The sequence below is a fragment of the Oceaniradius stylonematis genome (genome assembly GCF_003149475.2).
Taxonomy (GTDB): domain Bacteria; phylum Pseudomonadota; class Alphaproteobacteria; order Rhizobiales; family Rhizobiaceae; genus Roseitalea; species Roseitalea stylonematis.
Genome location: NZ_QFWV02000007.1, coordinates 43,544 through 60,260, shown reverse-complemented (window position 1 = coordinate 60,260; position 16,717 = coordinate 43,544). Strand labels below are relative to the sequence as shown.

16 protein-coding genes are annotated in these 16,717 nt (G+C 65.7%); 12 read left to right on the top strand and 4 right to left on the bottom strand.

Features of this window, described 5'->3' with window-relative positions; genetic code table 11:
- Positions 1 to 245 precede the first annotated feature (245 nt).
- From rpsF to DEM25_RS11205, 12 genes are all read left to right on the top strand, one after another.
- Entirely contained in the window at positions 246 to 662 is a 417-nt protein-coding gene (gene rpsF, locus DEM25_RS11260; RefSeq protein ID WP_109766137.1) for a 30S ribosomal protein S6, read from the top strand.
- A complete protein-coding gene (rpsR, locus tag DEM25_RS11255; RefSeq protein ID WP_109765870.1) occupies positions 662 to 910 on the top strand; it encodes a 30S ribosomal protein S18 in 249 nt (82 codons plus the stop codon). Before rpsF ends, rpsR begins: the two co-directional genes overlap by 1 nt.
- Positions 911 to 1,053: 143 nt before the next feature.
- The gene (locus DEM25_RS11250) at positions 1,054 to 2,031 is read left to right on the top strand and encodes a DUF2232 domain-containing protein (RefSeq protein ID WP_109765869.1); all 978 of its coding nucleotides are present in this window, start codon (positions 1,054 to 1,056) and stop codon (positions 2,029 to 2,031) included.
- A 28-nt stretch (positions 2,032 to 2,059) separates the two neighbouring features.
- Entirely contained in the window at positions 2,060 to 2,695 is a 636-nt protein-coding gene (gene rplI, locus DEM25_RS11245) for a 50S ribosomal protein L9 (RefSeq protein ID WP_109765868.1), read from the top strand.
- Between the two features lie 277 nt (positions 2,696 to 2,972).
- The gene (locus DEM25_RS11240; protein WP_375567753.1) at positions 2,973 to 4,484 is read left to right on the top strand and encodes a replicative DNA helicase; all 1,512 of its coding nucleotides are present in this window, start codon (positions 2,973 to 2,975) and stop codon (positions 4,482 to 4,484) included.
- Between the two features lie 123 nt (positions 4,485 to 4,607).
- Positions 4,608 to 4,991, top strand: a complete 384-nt coding sequence (locus DEM25_RS11235) for a nuclear transport factor 2 family protein (RefSeq protein ID WP_109765866.1) — start codon at positions 4,608 to 4,610, stop codon at positions 4,989 to 4,991.
- 44 nt (positions 4,992 to 5,035) lie between these two features.
- Positions 5,036 to 6,175 carry an alanine racemase gene (gene alr, locus DEM25_RS11230; RefSeq protein WP_109765865.1) on the top strand — a complete coding sequence of 380 codons (1,140 nt, stop codon included), beginning with the start codon at positions 5,036 to 5,038 and terminating at the stop codon, positions 6,173 to 6,175.
- Between the two features lie 2 nt (positions 6,176 to 6,177).
- Positions 6,178 to 7,587 carry a DNA repair protein RadA gene (gene radA / locus DEM25_RS11225; protein ID WP_109765864.1) on the top strand — a complete coding sequence of 470 codons (1,410 nt, stop codon included), beginning with the start codon at positions 6,178 to 6,180 and terminating at the stop codon, positions 7,585 to 7,587.
- Positions 7,588 to 7,677: 90 nt separating this feature from the next.
- Complete coding sequence (locus DEM25_RS11220) at positions 7,678 to 8,202, top strand: CvpA family protein (RefSeq protein ID WP_109765863.1); 525 nt, start codon at positions 7,678 to 7,680, stop codon at positions 8,200 to 8,202.
- Positions 8,199 to 9,674 carry an amidophosphoribosyltransferase gene (gene purF / locus DEM25_RS11215; protein ID WP_109765862.1) on the top strand — a complete coding sequence of 492 codons (1,476 nt, stop codon included), beginning with the start codon at positions 8,199 to 8,201 and terminating at the stop codon, positions 9,672 to 9,674. Before DEM25_RS11220 ends, purF begins: the two co-directional genes overlap by 4 nt.
- A gap of 20 nt (positions 9,675 to 9,694) precedes the next feature.
- Complete coding sequence (locus DEM25_RS11210; protein WP_109765861.1) at positions 9,695 to 10,447, top strand: SDR family NAD(P)-dependent oxidoreductase; 753 nt, start codon at positions 9,695 to 9,697, stop codon at positions 10,445 to 10,447.
- Between the two features lie 69 nt (positions 10,448 to 10,516).
- Positions 10,517 to 12,880 (top strand): AMP-binding protein, encoded by a 2,364-nt coding sequence (locus DEM25_RS11205; protein WP_439650680.1) that lies wholly within the window; start codon positions 10,517 to 10,519, stop codon positions 12,878 to 12,880.
- Here the strand turns inward: DEM25_RS11205 and pssA are convergent.
- The 4 genes from pssA to DEM25_RS11185 all read right to left on the bottom strand — a co-directional run bounded on the left by pssA (position 12,762) and on the right by DEM25_RS11185 (position 16,648).
- Complete coding sequence (gene pssA, locus DEM25_RS11200; RefSeq protein ID WP_109766135.1) at positions 12,762 to 13,610, bottom strand: CDP-diacylglycerol--serine O-phosphatidyltransferase; 849 nt, start codon at positions 13,608 to 13,610, stop codon at positions 12,762 to 12,764. The genes DEM25_RS11205 and pssA overlap by 119 nt on opposite strands.
- A 7-nt stretch (positions 13,611 to 13,617) precedes the next feature.
- Positions 13,618 to 14,331: a phosphatidylserine decarboxylase gene (locus DEM25_RS11195; protein ID WP_281004544.1), complete on the bottom strand. Its 714-nt coding sequence runs from the start codon at positions 14,329 to 14,331 to the stop codon at positions 13,618 to 13,620.
- Positions 14,332 to 14,403: 72 nt separating this feature from the next.
- Positions 14,404 to 16,296 carry an ABCB family ABC transporter ATP-binding protein/permease gene (locus DEM25_RS11190; RefSeq protein WP_109765859.1) on the bottom strand — a complete coding sequence of 631 codons (1,893 nt, stop codon included), beginning with the start codon at positions 16,294 to 16,296 and terminating at the stop codon, positions 14,404 to 14,406.
- A complete protein-coding gene (locus DEM25_RS11185) occupies positions 16,289 to 16,648 on the bottom strand; it encodes an ArsR/SmtB family transcription factor (protein WP_109766134.1) in 360 nt (119 codons plus the stop codon). The genes DEM25_RS11190 and DEM25_RS11185 overlap by 8 nt, the downstream gene beginning before the upstream one ends.
- Between the last annotated feature and the right edge of the window lie 69 nt (positions 16,649 to 16,717).

The window sequence follows — 16,717 nt, the reverse complement described above, 5'->3', positions numbered from 1 at the left end:
CCGACGGCCGCCCCCTTGCATGGCGGCCGAAAATCTGTATATCAGCGCCAGCCGGTCAGCCGGGGGCTGAACGGGGGATGGCTCTCCATTGGGGAGCCATTTTGCATCGCACAAGCGCTGCGCCTCCTGAAGATCCCGCTCTCGACCCGTCGAGTTCTTTCGCCTTTCGTGCCGCTGACGCGGATCGGACAGGCCAGGAGGCTTCGCCGCTGACAGGCTGGAATGAAACGAAAGGCAAGGATCAAATGCCACTTTACGAACACGTGTTCCTGGCGCGCCAGGACATCTCATCGAACCAGGTCGAGGAACTCGTCGACCAGTTCAAGGGCGTTCTGTCCGAACTTGGCGGCAGCGTCGACAAGGTGGAAAGCTGGGGGCTGAAATCGCTCCAGTTCCGCATCAAGAAGAACCGCAAGGCGCATTACACGCTGCTCAATGTCAACGCGCCTGCCGCCGCGATCCACGAACTGGAGCGCCAGCAGCGCATTCACGAGGACGTGCTGCGCTACATGACCGTCAAGGTCGACGAACTCGAGGAAGGCCCCTCGGCCATGATGCGCCGCGACGAGCGCCGTGACCGCGACCGGGGTCCGCGCCGCGATGGCGGACCGCGCCGTGACGGCGGGCCGCGAGGCGACAGGGGCGAAGGAGGCCGCAGCTAATGGTCGATATCAATCAACTTCCGACGCGCCGGCCCTTCCACCGCCGCCGCAAGACCTGCCCGTTCTCGGGCGCCAACGCGCCGAAGATCGACTACAAGGACGTCAAGCTGCTGCAGCGCTACGTCTCCGAACGCGGCAAGATCGTGCCCTCGCGCATCACCGCGGTGTCGATGAAGAAGCAGCGCGAACTGGCCAAGGCCATCAAACGCGCGCGCTTCCTGGGCCTTCTGCCCTACGTGACCAAGTAAGGTCGCCGACCACGCCAACGACATCGTCCCGGGACACGCTCCCGGGATGATGACCGAAGACCATGCCGGGGCGGACCCGGTGCACTGAAAACCGAGTTGGGGCCGGCGCCGGTCCCTAACTGCCGGAGCGCAGGACAGCGACCATGAACGCCAACACGATCGGCATCGGCCTGGTATCGGGCGCGGCAACCGCGCTTTTGTGCCTTGGCGTCGTTTCGGGCTCCGGGCTGTCCGTTATCCTTTATTTCCTGTCCGCCGTGCCGCTGATGGTGGCCACGCTCGGCTGGGGCTTTGCCGCCGGCGTGAGCGGCGCCATCATTTCCGCCCTGCTGATTGCGGCCTTCGCCAACGTGCCGATGGCCGTCTACATCGTCATGACCACGATCCTGCCGGCGACGGCGGCGGGCTACTGGATGAACCTGGCCCGCCCGGCCGAAGAGGTGGGCGGGCCGGCGGGCAAACTGGCCTGGTATCCCCTGTCGGATGTCGTCGTCCGTCTCGCGGTGATCACGGCGGGCGCCTTCATCGTCGCCGGCGCCTTGATCGGCTACGGGCCGGCGCTGGTCGACGAATTGGTCGGCGAGATGATCGCCCGGCTGCAGGAGGCCAATCCCGAATTCGCCTTCACGCCGGAAGGCCGCGAGAGCTTTCTCGCCTTCATGACCGGGGCGATCCCGTTCATGCAGCCGGCGCTGTGGCTGATGATCCTGATCGGTTCGCTCTATCTGGCGCTTGCGATCACCCGCGCATCGGGCCGGCTCAGGCGTCCGAAAGACGATTGGCCAGAGGCGCTGCGCCTGCCGCGCGCCGGCGCGATGATCCTCGCCGTGGCGATCGCCGGCAGTTTCGTCTCCGGGCCGCTGGGCCTGGCAGCGACGACCTTTGCCGGCGCGCTGACCGGAGGTTTCACCATGGCCGGTTTTGCCATCTTCCATGCGCGCACGCGCGGCCAGCCCTGGCGCCCCTTTGCGATGATCGTCGTCTATGGCGCCGTGGCGATCACGCTCGTCGCCGCCCTTCCCTTCTTTTTTGCGGGCGTTCTCGCCACGGCCCGCCCCATGCCGGTCTCCCCCGGCGGCGGACCCAATCCGCCGACCGGAACACCACCGGCTTCCACCTGACAGCAGCATTGAACAAAGGACAAAGACCATGAAAGTCATTTTGCTGGAACGCATCGCCAAGCTCGGCGCCATTGGCGACGAAGTCACCGTCAAGGACGGGTTCGCCCGCAACTATCTTCTGCCGACGGGCCGGGCGCTGCGCGCCAACGAAGCCAACCGCGCCCGGTTCGAGGCCGAGCGCGAGCATATCGAAGCGCGCAATGCCGAGCGCAAGTCGGCCGCGTCGGAAGTGGCCGAAGGCCTTGACGGCAAGGACTTCGTCGTCGTCCGCTCGGCCGGCGAAACCGGTCAGCTCTACGGTTCGGTCTCGACCCGCGACATCGCCGATTTCCTGACCGAGGAGGGCTTCCGCGTCGGCCGCAACCAAGTCGATCTGAAGCAGCCGATCAAGACGATCGGCCTGCACGAGGTCGATATCGTACTGCACCCCGAAGTCGAAACCCGGATCACGCTCAATGTCGCCCGTTCGGCCGACGAAGCCGAGCGGCAGGCCGCCGGCGAGGATCTGTCGTCCGCCGAGGCGATCTACGGCGCCAATGAAGACGCGTTCGAATCGCTGGCCGATTTCGACGAGGACGGCGCACCGATCGATTCCGACGCGTTCGAAGAGGGTGCCGCACCCGAGGCCGCCCCTGCCGAGGAAGAAGAACAGGCAACCGCCTGAGGCCGCAGGCGGCGCCCTCGTCCGGTCGCCCGAACAGAACCGAACCCGGTGCCCCGCGCGCCGGGTTTTTTGTATGCTGGGTGCGATTCGCCGCCAGATGATGGTCAAGCGAAAGCTGCTCCGGCGGGCGAAAAAGTCAGCGTCCTGTGAGTTGGTGTGAATCACGGGCGGTTTGCCGAAAGGACGCTTGGCCGCGGCGCGCCACGCGCTATAGATCGCCCTTCCCAGGTGATGACCTGAAACGAAAGACGAACCGATGGCCGATGCTGCTCTCCAGATGACCTCCGACACGGGCGCGCAGGACGATGGCGCGCTTTACCGGGAGGCACCGGGCAACATCGAGGCCGAACAGGCGCTGCTCGGCGCGATCCTGATCAACAATGACGCGTTCTACCGCGTCTCCGATTTCCTGAAGGCGGAGCATTTCCTCGAGCCTCTGCACCGTCGGATCTTCGCGGTCGCCGGCGAGCAGATCCGCCTGGGCAAGACCTCCAACCCGGTCACCATCAAGACCTTCCTGCCGGCGGACGAAAAGATCGGCGAGATGACCGTCGCGCAGTATCTGGCGCGGCTGGCAGCCGAGGCCGTCACCATCATCAATGCCGAGGATTATGGCCGGGCGATCTACGATCTCGCCATCCGCCGGGCGCTGATCGGCATTGGCGAGGACATGGTCAACATCGCCTATGACGCGCCGGTCGAGATGGCGCCGTCGGACCAGATCGAGGATGCCGAACGGCGGCTGTTCGAACTGGCGGAGACCGGCCGGTACGATGGCGGGTTCGAACCGTTCAACGAGGCGGTGCGCACCGCCATCGACATGGCCAACGCCGCCTTCCAGCGCGAGGGACATCTGTCGGGCATCGCGACCGGGCTGCATTCGCTCGATACGCGCATGGGCGGACTGCAATCGTCGGACCTGATCATCCTTGCCGGGCGGCCCGGGATGGGCAAGACGTCGCTTGCCACCAACATCGCCTTCAACATCGCGCACGCCTTTCGCGGCGAGCAGCAGGCGGACGGCTCGGTCAAGGCCGTCGATGGCGGCGTGGTCGGTTTCTACTCACTCGAGATGAGTTCGGAGCAGCTTGCCACGCGCATCATCTCCGAGCAGACGGAAATCTCCTCGTCCAAAATCCGGCGCGGCGATATCAACGAGGCCGATTTCGAAAAGCTGGTCGGCTGCGCCAACATGATGCAGCGCCTTCCGCTCTATATCGACCAGACGGGCGGCATCTCGATCGCCCAGCTTGCCGCCCGCGCGCGGCGGCTCAAGCGCCAGCGCGGGCTCGACGTGATGATCATCGACTATGTGCAGCTGATGACCGGCTCCTCGGCCAAGGCGAGCCAGAACCGCGTGCAGGAAATCACCGAGATCACAACGGGCCTGAAAGCGCTGGCCAAAGAGCTGAACGTGCCGATCATTGCCCTGTCGCAGCTCTCGCGCCAGGTGGAAAGCCGCGACGACAAGCGCCCGCAGCTGTCGGACCTGCGCGAATCGGGCTCGATCGAGCAGGACGCCGATGTCGTGCTGTTCGTCTATCGCGAGGAATATTACGTCAAGAACCAGGAGCCGCGCCGCTCGCCCGAAGAGATCGCCGCCGACATCAGGACCGAGGAATATCTCGCCTGGGAGGAGAAGATGCGCAAGGTGGAAGGCACGGCCGACGTGATCATCGCCAAGCAGCGGCACGGGCCGACCGGAACGGCGGCGCTCGGCTTCCAGGGCGAGTTCACCCGCTTCTTCGACCTTGCCGACAGCGGCCACCTGCCGGAACGGTTCGAATAGGCGGCTCGCCGCCGCGCCCATCCAGGCCCTTTCCTCAAGATCACGCGAACCGATCCGCCTGTCTTGCCTGCGCCGCCCTGCCGCGCTACAATGGAACATAAAGAGAACATACGGGAGCGCATCATGACCAATCCGGCACAGAAGATCGGCGAACAGCTTGTCGAACACTGCCAAAAAGGAGACGCCGCATGGTGTCTCGACAATCTCTATGCGAACGACGCCGTATCGGTCGAGGCGGCGGCCAACCCCGAAGGCGGCTCGGCGGTAACCGAGGGGCTGGACGGCATAAGGGGCAAGCACGCCTGGTGGGATGCCAATTTCGAGGTGCATTCGGCCCATGTGGACGGCCCGTTTCCGCATGGCGAGGACCGGTTTGGCGTGATCTTCGAGATGGACACGACCGACAAGAACAGCGGCCAGCGCAGCCAGATGAAGGAACTGGCGGTCTACCATGTCGCCGACGGCAAGATCGTGCGCGAAGAGTTCTTCTATCCAACCGGCGCTTGACGTTTCGCTTTGCGCCGGTGCGTCAACGGTCTATCAGCGCCTGCATGACGGGGCGGACGGACAATGGCGACCTGCGCGGCGGACGGCTGACGATCGATCTTGGTGCGATCGTCGCCAACTGGCGCGATCTCGACCGGCGGTCGCGGCCCGGACGGGCGGCGGCTGTCGTCAAGGCCGACGCCTATGGGCTCGGTGCCGAACATGTCGTTCCGGCGCTCGCCGCCGCGGGATGCGACACATTCTTCGCGGCGATGCCGGACGAAGGGGTGTCGATCCGGCCGCTTGCGCCGGAGGCCCGCATTTTCCTGCTCAATGGCATTCAGCCCGGCGCCACCGATGCGATGATCGCAGACGGGCTCATCCCTGTGCTTGCCAGCTTGCAACAGGTTGAGAGTTGGGCCGCCGGAGGTGACCGTCCGCCATGCGCGCTGCAGATCGACACCGGCATGAACCGGCTGGGCCTGACGGTCGACGAAGCCTTGGCGCTGGCCGGCGACGACGTGCTGCGCTCAAGGCTCGATATCGTCCACGTCATGAGCCATTTTGCCTGCGCCGATATGTCGGACCATCCGATGAACCAGCACCAAATAGAGTCGTTTCAGGCGGTTATGGCGTCTTTTGGAGACATCGAATCCAGCCTCTCCAACTCGGCAGGCGTGCTCACTGGCGGCGCGCACGGCCTTGCTGTCACCCGTCCGGGTATCGCGCTCTACGGTGGGGAGGCCGTCGACGGCATCGCCAATCCGATGCGGCCGGTGGTCACGCTCGAGGCGCGCATCATGCAGGTCCGGTCGGCGGCGGCGGGAGAGACCGTCTCCTATGGCGCGACGCACCGTCTTGCGCGCGACAGCCGTATCGCCATCACCTCGGTCGGCTATGCCGACGGCTATCCGCGTGCCGGATCGGGCAGCGGCGTGCCCCTGCGCGACGCGGTGCCCGAGGGCCTTTGCGGCTTCGTCGGCGGCCATCGCGCACCGGTGCTCGGACGCGTCACCATGGACCTGACCTGTTTCGACGTCACCGGCGTGCCCGACGACGCCCTTGCCGAAGGCTGGATTGAACTGATCGGGCCGAACATTCCGCTCGACGATGTGGCGCGCGCCTGCGGCACGATCGGCTATGAGGTCTTGACCGGCCTCGGTCCACGCTATGCCCGGCACTATCGGCACAAGGAAGAAGACTGACCTTGGCCAAGCCCCGCACACAATTCATCTGCCAGAATTGCGGCACCGTTCACGCCCGCTGGTCGGGCAAGTGCGATGCGTGCGGCGAATGGAACACGATCGTCGAGGAAAACCCCACCGCGGGGATCGGCGGCGGGCCTAACCGCAAGCTGCGCAAGGGGCGCCCCGTTGCGCTGGTGCCGCTCTCCGGAGAAAGCGAGGACGCGCCGCGCATCATTTCGCGCGTCGGCGAGCTGGATCGGGTGACCGGCGGCGGCATCGTGCGCGGCTCGGCGCTTTTGCTTGGCGGCGATCCGGGGATCGGCAAGTCGACGCTTCTGATGCAGGCCGCAGCCGCCCTCGCCCGCGCCGGCCATTCGGTGATCTATGTGTCGGGCGAGGAGGCGGTGGCGCAGGTGCGCCTGCGCGCCCAGCGGCTCGGCGCGGCCGACAGCGACGTTCAGCTGGCCGCCGAAACCAATGTCGAGGATATCCTCGCGACGCTCGATGCTTCGGAGAAGCGGCCCGATCTCGTTATCCTCGACTCGGTGCAGACGCTGTGGACCGACAGCGTCGAAAGCGCGCCGGGTACGGTGACGCAGGTGCGCGCGTCGGCACAGGCGATGATCCGATATGCCAAATCGACCGGCGCGGCGGTGGTGCTCGTCGGCCATGTCACCAAGGACGGCCAGATCGCCGGCCCGCGCGTCGTCGAACACATGGTCGATGCCGTTCTGCATTTCGAGGGCGATGGCGCACACCAGTATCGCATCCTGCGCGCGATCAAGAACCGGTTCGGGCCGACCGACGAGATCGGCGTCTTCGAGATGGGCCAGAGCGGCCTGCGCCAGGTGCCCAACCCGTCCGAACTGTTCTTGGGCGAGCGGTCGGGCAAGGCGCCGGGCGCGGCGGTGTTCGCGGCCATGGAGGGCACGCGGCCGGTCCTGGTGGAAATCCAGGCGCTGTGCGCGCCGACATCTTTGGGCACGCCGCGCCGCGCCGTGGTGGGCTGGGATTCGGCCCGCCTTGCCATGGTGATCGCCGTGCTGGAGGCCCATTGCGGGGTGCGGCTTGGCCAGCACGATGTCTATCTGAATGTTGCCGGCGGCTATCGGATTTCGGAGCCGGCGGCGGACCTTGCCGTTGCCGCGGCGCTCGTCTCGTCGCTGGCCGGGCTTGCCCTGTCAGCGACAAGCGTCTATTTCGGCGAAATCAGCCTGTCGGGTGCCGTCCGGCCGGTGCCGCATGCCGCAAACCGGCTCAAGGAAGCCGAGAAGCTGGGCTTTGGCGAAGCGGTGCTGCCGCTGGCCGGCGGCGAGGCGGAAACGGCACGCGATGGTTTGCATGAAATGGAAACGCTGATGGACCTTGTCGCGCGCATCGCCGGTGGAAAACAGCTTTCGCGCGAAGCCGACCAGGACCGGCAGGCTTGAGCACACACGCCGAACACGGCAAGACATTGAAGGCCGCTGCTCTGCGCTCACACAAAACACACACGACAGCCCGCAAAGAGACACCAGACCATGCCCATCACGCTTCTTGACGGACTGTTCCTCGGCCTGGTGCTGATTTCGGCCGTGCTCGCCATGGTGCGCGGCTTTTCCCGCGAAGTGCTGTCGATCGGCTCATGGGTTGCCGCCGCGGTGGCCGCCTTCCTGTTCTACCGGACGCTGACACCCTATGTGCAGAATTATGTCGACAACGAACTGATTGCCCAGCTCGTCGCCGCCGGTCTGATCTTCCTGATCGCGCTGATCGTGGTCACGCTGATCACCATGCGCATCGCCGACATGATCATCGACAGCCGGATCGGCCCGCTCGACCGGTCGCTCGGCTTCGTGTTCGGCGCCGCACGGGGCGTGATCGTCGCCGCCGTCGCCATCTGGTTCATCAACTTCTTTGTCGGCGACCAGGAGATTGCCTGGATCGACAACGCCAAATCCAAGCCGTTCCTCGACCAGGTGGCCCAATCGCTTGTCGACCTGCTGCCGGACGATCTGGGAGCGGTCGTGCCCGGCGGCGAAACCGCCGAAACCACCGACACATGACCAATCGCGCCGACAGCGTCGCCGAGGCCGACGAAGCGGACGATCATTTCCACGACGAATGCGGCGTGTTCGGGATTTTCGGGCGCGCGGATGCGGCCTCGTTCACGACGCTCGGCCTGCATGCGCTCCAGCATCGCGGCCAGGAAGCGGCGGGCATCGTGTCGTTCGACGGCACGCAGTTCCACGTCGAGCGCCATGTCGGCCTGATCGGCGACAATTTCACCAAGCCGTCGGTGCTGGCGCGTCTGCCCGGCGACCGTTCCATCGGCCACACGCGCTATGCGACGACGGGCGGCGCGGGGCTGCGCAATGTCCAGCCTTTGTTCGCCGAACTGGACGGCGGCGGGTTGGCCATCGCCCACAATGGCAACATCACCAATGCGCTGACCGTGCAGCGCAACCTTCAACGAAAAGGCGCGATCTTCTCGTCGACCTCGGATACCGAAACCATTCTGCATCTGGTCGCCACCAGCGAGGAAAAGGATCTGCTCGCCCGCTTCTGCGATGCGGTCGGCCAGCTCGAAGGCGCGTTTTCTCTGGTCGCCCTGTCGTCCAAGAAGATGATCGGCTGCCGCGATACGCTCGGCATAAGGCCGCTCGTTCTGGGCGATCTCGACGGGTCGTGGATCCTCGCCTCGGAGACCTGCGCGCTGGACATCATGGGCGCGCGTCATGTGCGCGACGTCGAGCCAGGTGAAGTCATCGTCATCACCGAAAAAGGCATTGAGAGCCATTTCCCGTGGGGCGAGCAGAAACCGCGCTTCTGCATCTTCGAATATGTCTATTTCTCGCGCCCCGACAGCCGCGTCGAGGGCCGCAACGTCTATGAAGTCCGCAAGCGAATCGGCATGGAGCTGGCGCGAGAGGCACCGGTAGGCGCCGATATCGTCGTGCCGGTTCCCGACAGCGGCGTGCCCGCCGCGGTCGGTTTCGCGCAGGGCGCCGGACTGCCGTTCGAACTCGGTATCATCCGCAACCATTATGTCGGCCGCACCTTCATCCAGCCGACGGACTCGATCCGCCACATGGGCGTCAAGCTCAAGCACAATGCCAACCCGTCCGTGCTCGAAGGGCGCTCGGTGGTCCTCGTCGACGATTCGATCGTGCGCGGCACGACCAGCCAGAAGATCGTGCAGATGGTTCGCGATGCCGGCGCGCGCGAGGTGCATATGCGCATTGCGTCGCCGCCGACCATGTCGTCGTGCTATTATGGCGTCGACACGCCCGAGACGTCGAAACTGCTCGCCTCGCGCATGTCGGTCGCCGAAATGGCGCAGTTCATCCGCGTCGATTCGCTCGAATTCCTGACCATTGACGGGCTTTACCGCGCCGTCGGCGAGGCCGGACGGGATCATGACGCGCCGCGCTTTTGCGATGCCTGCTTCACCGGCGCCTATCCGACACGGCTGCTCGACCATGAGGGGCCGGACAATGTGCGCAAACTGTCGCTTCTGGCCAACCCCAACGCCTGACCCGATCCGGAAAACGCTCCATGACGTCAACGCCAGACCTTACCGGCAAGCTCGCTCTTGTAACGGGTGCCTCGCGCGGCATCGGCTACGAGATCGCTCTGCAGATGGCGGCGGCTGGCGCCCATGTGATCGCCGTCGCGCGGACGGTCGGCGGGCTCGAGGAACTGGACGACAAGATCAAGGCGGCCGGGGGCGAAGCAACGCTGGTGCCGCTCGATCTCAAGGATCTGGAGGCGATCGACCGGTTGGGCGGGGTGATTGCCGAGCGCTGGGGCAAGCTCGACATTCTGGTTGCCAATGCCGGCATCCTGGGCGCGCTGACGCCCGTCGGGCAGATGAAGGCCAAGGATTTCGAAGCGGTCATGACGGTCAACGTCACCGCCACCTGGCGCATGATCCGCTCGGTCGATCCGCTGCTGCGGCTGTCCGAGGCCGGCCGCGCGATCGTCGTGTCGTCGTCGGTCGCCCACAAGGTCAAACCCTATTGGGGTGGCTATGCGACATCGAAGGCTGCCATCGACATGCTGACGCGGGTCTGGGCGGCTGAGAACGCCAAGGGGCCGATGCGCATCAATCTGGTCAATCCCGGCCCGACGCGGACCGCGATGCGGGCTCAGGCCGTGCCCGGCGAAAAGCCCGAAAGCCTGCCGACGCCGGCGCAGACGGCGGCGAAGATCGTGCCGATGGCGGCCAAGGATCTGACCCATACGGGCAAGATCTTCGACGTGCCGACCGACACGTGGACCGATGCGGCGCTGCCCACGCCGCTTTGAACCAGCTTCGCCGAGACCACGGTCAGGCGCGATTGACGTCAACTCCCATTGCGCTAACGTGATTGCCTGATGCCGCCGGTCATCACGGGAGGAGCCGACATGGTGTGGGCGCTGGTCGCGATTGCCGTGCTTGCGGCGCTGCTCGGCGGGCTCGCGATGCGAGAAAAAAGCCGTACCGGCGTGAGCATGCGGCAGGCGCTGGCGCTTGCCCTGCCCGCGCTGTCTCATCGGCTCGACGCACGGGCCGTCCGCGCGGCGGGCGCGGCCGAAGGGCCGGTGATCTACGCGATTTCCGAGCAGGCCAGGCTCGATGCGGCGCTGTTTCTGGCCGCGCTGCCCGACGATACGCTGCACATTCTCGATCCCGCCTCGGCCGGCCATTGGGCGGTGGAGGCGTGCCGGCCGCTGGCCAAGTCGGTGATCTTCGACAAGGAGCGGATGATCGCCAACCGGCGCCTCGTCAGGCACCTCAAGGGCAAGGGCCGGCTGGCGGTCTATTTTCCCGATGCGGTCGAGCCAGATGCCGACGCGTTTCGCCTCTACCGGGCCGTGGCGCTTCTGGCGCGAAAGACAGGCGCGAAAATCGTGCCGCTGACCGTCCGCAATGCCCGCTTCCTGCGGTCCTCTTTGACGCCGGCCGAAAAAGCGCCGCGCCAATGGTTCCCGCGCCTGACCATGCATACGCTCGCGCCCGCGACGATTGGCGAGATCGTCGCCATGCGCGGAAGGGACATGACGACGCCGGCCAACGCTCTGTTCGACCGCATGGCCGAACTGCGCTTCACATCGACCGACCCTGCGCAGACCCTGTTCGGCGCGCTGGTTCTGGCGGCACGCACCTACGGGCCAAGCCGGGTGATCGTCGAGGACGCGGTCACCGGCGCGCTCGCTTACAAGCGGGTCCTGATCGGCGCGCGCGTGCTCGCAAAGCGGTTCGCCGCCATGTCGGCGCCGGGCGAGGCGATGGGCGTGCTGCTGCCCAACGCAAATGGCGCGGTGGTCACCTTCTTCGCGCTGCAGTCGGCCGGCCGGGTGGCGGCGATGCTGAACTACACCGCCGGACCGGCCAATGTGGTCTCGGCGATCAACACCGCGAAGATCCGCACGGTCCTGTCGTCACGCGCCTTCATCGAAAAGGCGGACCTGCAACCGCTGGTCGTCGCGATCGAGGAAAACGGCACCAAGATCATCTGGCTGGAAGAAATGCGCGAAACGGTCACGCTGCCCGAAAAACTGTCGGCCGCAGCGCTGTGGTCCCGACCGATCGCGGAGACCAGGGCCGGCGAACCGGCGGTGGTGCTGTTCACCTCGGGTACCGAGGGCTCGCCCAAGGGCGTGGTCCTGTCGCACCGCAACCTGGTGGTCAATGCGGCGCAATCGGAAGCGCGCGTTTCCATCTCGGTCGAGGACAGCCTGTTCAACGTGCTGCCGCTGTTCCACTCGTTCGGCCTGACCGGCGGCATGGTGCTGCCGCTGCTCTACGGCGTGCGGCTGTTCCTTTACCCTTCCCCGCTGCACTACAAGCTGATCCCGCAGGTGGCGGCTCGCGTGCAGCCGACCATCATGTTCGGCACGGACACCTTCCTGGCCGGTTATGCGCGCACCGCTAAGGACACCGACTTCGCCTCACTGCGCTTCGTCGTCGCCGGGGCCGAGGCGGTCAAGCATGAGACCGAGGAGGTCTACAGAAGCCGGTTCGATTGCCATATTCTGGAAGGCTACGGCATGACCGAAGCCTCGCCCGTCGTCGCGGTCAACTCGGCGACACACAGCCGGCTGGGGACCGTCGGACGCGCCCTGCCCGGCATCGCGATCCGGCTCGAACCGGTCGAGGGCATCGAGGGCGGCTTCCGCATGTGGGTGCAGGGCCCGAATGTGATGCTGGGCTATCTGAAAGCAGACCGGCCCGGCGAACTGCAACCGCTCGAAGATGGCTGGTACGACACGGGCGACATCGTCCATATCGACCATGAAGGCTTCATCGAGGTGCGCGGGCGGGCCAAGCGCTTTGCCAAGATCGGCGGCGAGATGGTGTCGCTGGGTGCCGTGGAGATCCTGGTGCAGTCGCTGTGGCCGGCCGACCGGCACGCCGCACTGTCGGTCGCGGACCGGCGCAAGGGCGAAAAGATCGTGCTGGCGACGACCACGCGCGACGCCGACCGGCAGCGCATCGCCGAAAAAACGCAAGCCGAGGGCATGACCAAGCTGATGGTGCCGTCCGACATCGTGCCGATGGACGACATACCGGTGCTCGGCTCGGGCAAGACAGACTATGTGACGACGCAGGAGCGGGTGATGGCGCTGCTCAGGCGGATCAGCCGGGTTGGCTCGGGCCGGAACCGGAAGTCGAATGACGATGCGCCTGACGCCGCCAAAGACGCAGCGAAAACGGCAAAAAGGCCAAATAGGCGAGCGCGGAAAAAGTCAGCGTGAGCCAGGTGAAATTGGCAAGCGCCGCCACATAGAGCACAATCGTCAGGATGAGCGGCATGACGGCGGTGCGCGGAATGCGCGCGCCCAGCGTCTTGCCCGACCAGACGGGCAGGTTCGAGACCATCAGAAAGGCGATGACGATGGTGTAGAGCGAGACCATCGAGGCGGTGAACCAGTCGGGCGAGAACCCCAGAAAGCCCAGATAGACCGGCAGCAGCACGACCAGCGCAGCGCCGGGCGCCGGAACGCCGACGAAATAGCCCTGCTGCCATTTGGGCCGGTTCACGTCGCCGGCCATCACGTTGAACCGCGCCAGGCGCAGCGTACAGGCGATGACGTACAGGAGCGCCGCGATCCAACCGAACTGGGCGGCCTCGTCGAGCACGAAGATGTAGAGAACAAGTGCCGGGACGACGCCGAAATTGACCGCATCGGCCAGCGAATCCATTTCGGCGCCGAACCTGGAGGTCCCCTTGACGAGCCGCGCCATGCGCCCGTCCAGACCGTCCAGAACCGCGGCCAGAAGGATCAGCCCGATGGCAGCGTCAAAGCGCTGCTCGAACGCCATGCGCACCGCGGACAGACCGGCGCAGATCGCCAGGACCGTGATGATGTTGGGCAGAACGAAGCGCAGCGGCACTTCCCGCAGGCGCCGCCGTGTCGCCTCATCGCCATTGTCGCGCTCGTTCTTGGGGCCGTCGGGCTCGAACGGCGGAAAGGCATCGTCCATCGACATGTCAGGAGACCCGCGTAACGGGCGCGGGGCGCGGCCGTCCGTAGGCGGCGATGACAGTCTCGCCCGCCACAGCCATCTGTCCGGCGAACACCTGCGGCGTCGCCTCCGGCGGCAGATAGACATCGACGCGCGAGCCAAAGCGGATCAGGCCGATCCGTTCGCCGGCGCCCAGTTCCTCGCCCTCCTCGCAGAAGGAGATGATCCGCCGCGCCACCAGCCCGGCCACCTGGACGGCGGCGACGGCGCCGTGCGGGCTGTCGAAGACAAAGCCGTTGCGCTCGTTCTCGCGGCTGGCCTTGTCGAGATCGGCGTTCAGGAACTTGCCGGGCTTATAGGCAAGCGTCGTGACCCGGCCGCGCACGGGTGCCCGGTTCACATGCACCGAAAAGACGTTCATGAAGACCGAGATGCGCGTGCGCTCCGCATCGCCCAGACCGAGTTCGGCAGGCGGCACGGCCGGTCCGATCGCCGAGACGACGCCGTCGGCGGGGCTGACGACGATGTCGTCGTCAAGCGGCGTGACGCGTTGCGGATCTCGAAAAAAATATGCGCACCAGCCGGTCAGCGCCAGGCCGATCCAGAACAGCGGATCCCAGATCAGGCCGAGGACGACGGCGGCTGCGAAGAACGCGCCGACGAAAGGCCAGCCCTCGCGCCGCACGGGGACGAAGGCTTTGGTCACGGTGTCGAGCAGGCTCATGGCGGCATCCGGAATGGGTGTTGTGGCACGGACATATGGCGTGCGGACGGCGCGCGCAAGACGCGCGTGACGCCCATTGTGTGACGCCTACTCCGCCGGCGCGGCGGGCGCCTTGCGCTCGATGATGCCCAACTCGTCGGCCTCGCGGGCCGCGCGCAAGCGGGCCTCGGCCTCGATCGCCTCGGACTGGCGCGCCCACATCTGCGCATAGAGCCCATCGGGAATGCCCAAAAGGTCGGCATGGCGACCCCTTTCGGCGATCTGTCCGTCGCGCAGCACGATGATCTCGTCGGCGCCGATCACCGTTGAAAGGCGATGCGCGATGACCAGCGTCGTCCGGCCCCTGGAGACCAGATCGAGCGAGGACTGGATCTCCTGTTCGGTGGCCGTGTCGAGCGCCGAAGTCGCCTCGTCGAGGATCAGGATCGGCGGCGCCTTGAGGATCGTGCGGGCGATGGCGACGCGCTGCTTTTCGCCGCCCGACAATTTCAGGCCGCGTTCGCCGACCATCGTCCGGAACCCCTGCGGCAATCCCTCGATGAACGGGCCGATCTGCGCCATTTCGGCCGCTTTTTCGACTTCCTCGTCGGTCGCATCGGGGCGGCCGTAGCGGATGTTGTAGGCGATCGTGTCGTTGAAAAGGACCGTGTCCTGGGGAACCATGCCGATCGCCGCGCGCAGCGATTCCTGCGTGACCGCGCGCACATCCTGACCGTCGATCGTCACCGCGCCGTCCTGCACGTCGTAGAAGCGGAAGAGCAGCCGCGAGATGGTCGACTTGCCGGCGCCGGAAGGGCCGACAATGGCCACGGTCTTTCCCGCCGGCACATCGAACGAAATGCCCTTGAGGATCGGCCGGTCGGGGTCATAGGCGAACTGAACGTCCTCGAAGCGGATGGCGCCGTCGGCGATGGCGAGAGGCTGGGCATCGGGGCGGTCGGTCACCTCCGCTTCGACATCGAGCAGATCGAACATCTGCTCGATGTCGGTCAGCCCCTGCCGGATCTCGCGGTAGATGAAGCCGATGAAGTTGAGCGGCACGGAGAGCTGCATCAGCATGGCGTTGATGAAGACGAAGTCGCCGATCGTCTGCTCGCCGGCCTGGACGGCGCGCGCCGACATGGCCATCATCACCAGAAGGCCGATGCCGAAGATCACGCCCTGGCCGAAATTGAGCCAGCCGAGCGACGTCCAGACCTTGGTCGCCGAATGCTCGTAGCCGGCCATGGAGCGGTCGTAGCGTTCGGCCTCCATCCGCTCGTTGCCGAAATATTTCACCGTCTCGAAATTGAGCAGGGAATCGATCGCCTTGGTGTTGGCGTCGGTGTCCGAATTGTTCATGTCGCGCCGGATCTGGATGCGCCAGTCCGACGCGCGCACCGTGAACACCGAATAGGCGGCAACCGTCGCCGCGGTGACCGCGACATACTCCCAGCCATAGGCAAAGCCGAAAACGATCGCGATCAGGCCGAACTCGATGATCGTCGGGGCGGTGTTCAGGATGGTGAAGCGGACGATCGCCTCGATGCCCTTGGTGCCGCGCTCGATGATGCGCGACAGGCCGCCGGTGCGGCGCTCGAGATGAAAGCGCAGCGACAGGGCGTGCATGTGCACGAAGGTCTTGTAGGCCAGTTGGCGCACCGCATGCTGGCCGACACGGGCGAACAGCGCGTCGCGCAACTGGTTGAACGCCACATTGACGATGCGGAAGACATTGTAGGCGACGACCAGCATGATCGGCGCCAAAAGCGCTGCCGGGATCCAGTCGGCCGCCGTCAGTTCGCCATTGAGCGCGTCCGTCGCCCATTTGAAGCCGAAGGGCACCAGCATCAGGACCAGCTTGGCGAGCAGCAGGTAAACCAGCGCCCACAGGACGCGGGCCTTCAGGTCGGGCCGGCCATCGGGCCACATATAGGGCCACAGGTTGAGGATTGTGCGCAGCGTGGCGCCGCTGTCGGCGGAGACGGTCTTGTCAGACAAAAGGCGTTTCTTTCAAATCGGGTGCAGACATCGTATCGGCCGGCGACAGGCACTCGCCGGAAAAGTCGGAAAGGCGCATACACAGCCCCGCAAGCGCCTCCCTGTCGAGACGGTAATGGGAATGGGGACGGCGGCGGTCGACCTTGACCAGACCGGCCTCGGCCAGGACCTTGAGATGTTGCGAAACGGTGGACTGGGCGAGCGGCAGACGATCGACCACATCCTTGCAGCAGCTCCTTTCCGAGCAGGCAAGCGCGCGCAGGATGGTCAGCCGCACGGGATGGGCCAGTGCAGCAAGCTGCCGCGCCAAGATCTGATCGTCGCGGGCCGGGGCTGGAGCACACTTGGTCATCGCCAATCGACGATAAACGATGAACAGGGCATGCGCCAGCGGATTCTGGCGGGCTCAACCGGACCGTCC

What these genes read in the sequence shown, in the direction of transcription:
- rpsF (WP_109766137.1), top strand. Translation starts at nt 246, where the DNA reads ATGCCACTTTACGAACACGTGTTCCTGGCGCGCCAGGACATCTCATCG.
- rpsR (WP_109765870.1), top strand. Translation starts at nt 662, where the DNA reads ATGGTCGATATCAATCAACTTCCGACGCGCCGGCCCTTCCACCGCCGC.
- DEM25_RS11250 (WP_109765869.1), top strand. Translation starts at nt 1,054, where the DNA reads ATGAACGCCAACACGATCGGCATCGGCCTGGTATCGGGCGCGGCAACC.
- rplI (WP_109765868.1), top strand. Translation starts at nt 2,060, where the DNA reads ATGAAAGTCATTTTGCTGGAACGCATCGCCAAGCTCGGCGCCATTGGC.
- DEM25_RS11240 (WP_375567753.1), top strand. Translation starts at nt 2,973, where the DNA reads ATGACCTCCGACACGGGCGCGCAGGACGATGGCGCGCTTTACCGGGAG.
- DEM25_RS11235 (WP_109765866.1), top strand. Translation starts at nt 4,608, where the DNA reads ATGACCAATCCGGCACAGAAGATCGGCGAACAGCTTGTCGAACACTGC.
- alr (WP_109765865.1), top strand. Translation starts at nt 5,036, where the DNA reads ATGACGGGGCGGACGGACAATGGCGACCTGCGCGGCGGACGGCTGACG.
- DEM25_RS11220 (WP_109765863.1), top strand. Translation starts at nt 7,678, where the DNA reads ATGCCCATCACGCTTCTTGACGGACTGTTCCTCGGCCTGGTGCTGATT.
- purF (WP_109765862.1), top strand. Translation starts at nt 8,199, where the DNA reads ATGACCAATCGCGCCGACAGCGTCGCCGAGGCCGACGAAGCGGACGAT.
- DEM25_RS11210 (WP_109765861.1), top strand. Translation starts at nt 9,695, where the DNA reads ATGACGTCAACGCCAGACCTTACCGGCAAGCTCGCTCTTGTAACGGGT.
- DEM25_RS11205 (WP_439650680.1), top strand. Translation starts at nt 10,517, where the DNA reads ATGCCGCCGGTCATCACGGGAGGAGCCGACATGGTGTGGGCGCTGGTC.
- pssA (WP_109766135.1), bottom strand. Translation starts at nt 13,610, where the DNA reads ATGGACGATGCCTTTCCGCCGTTCGAGCCCGACGGCCCCAAGAACGAG.
- DEM25_RS11185 (WP_109766134.1), bottom strand. Translation starts at nt 16,648, where the DNA reads ATGACCAAGTGTGCTCCAGCCCCGGCCCGCGACGATCAGATCTTGGCG.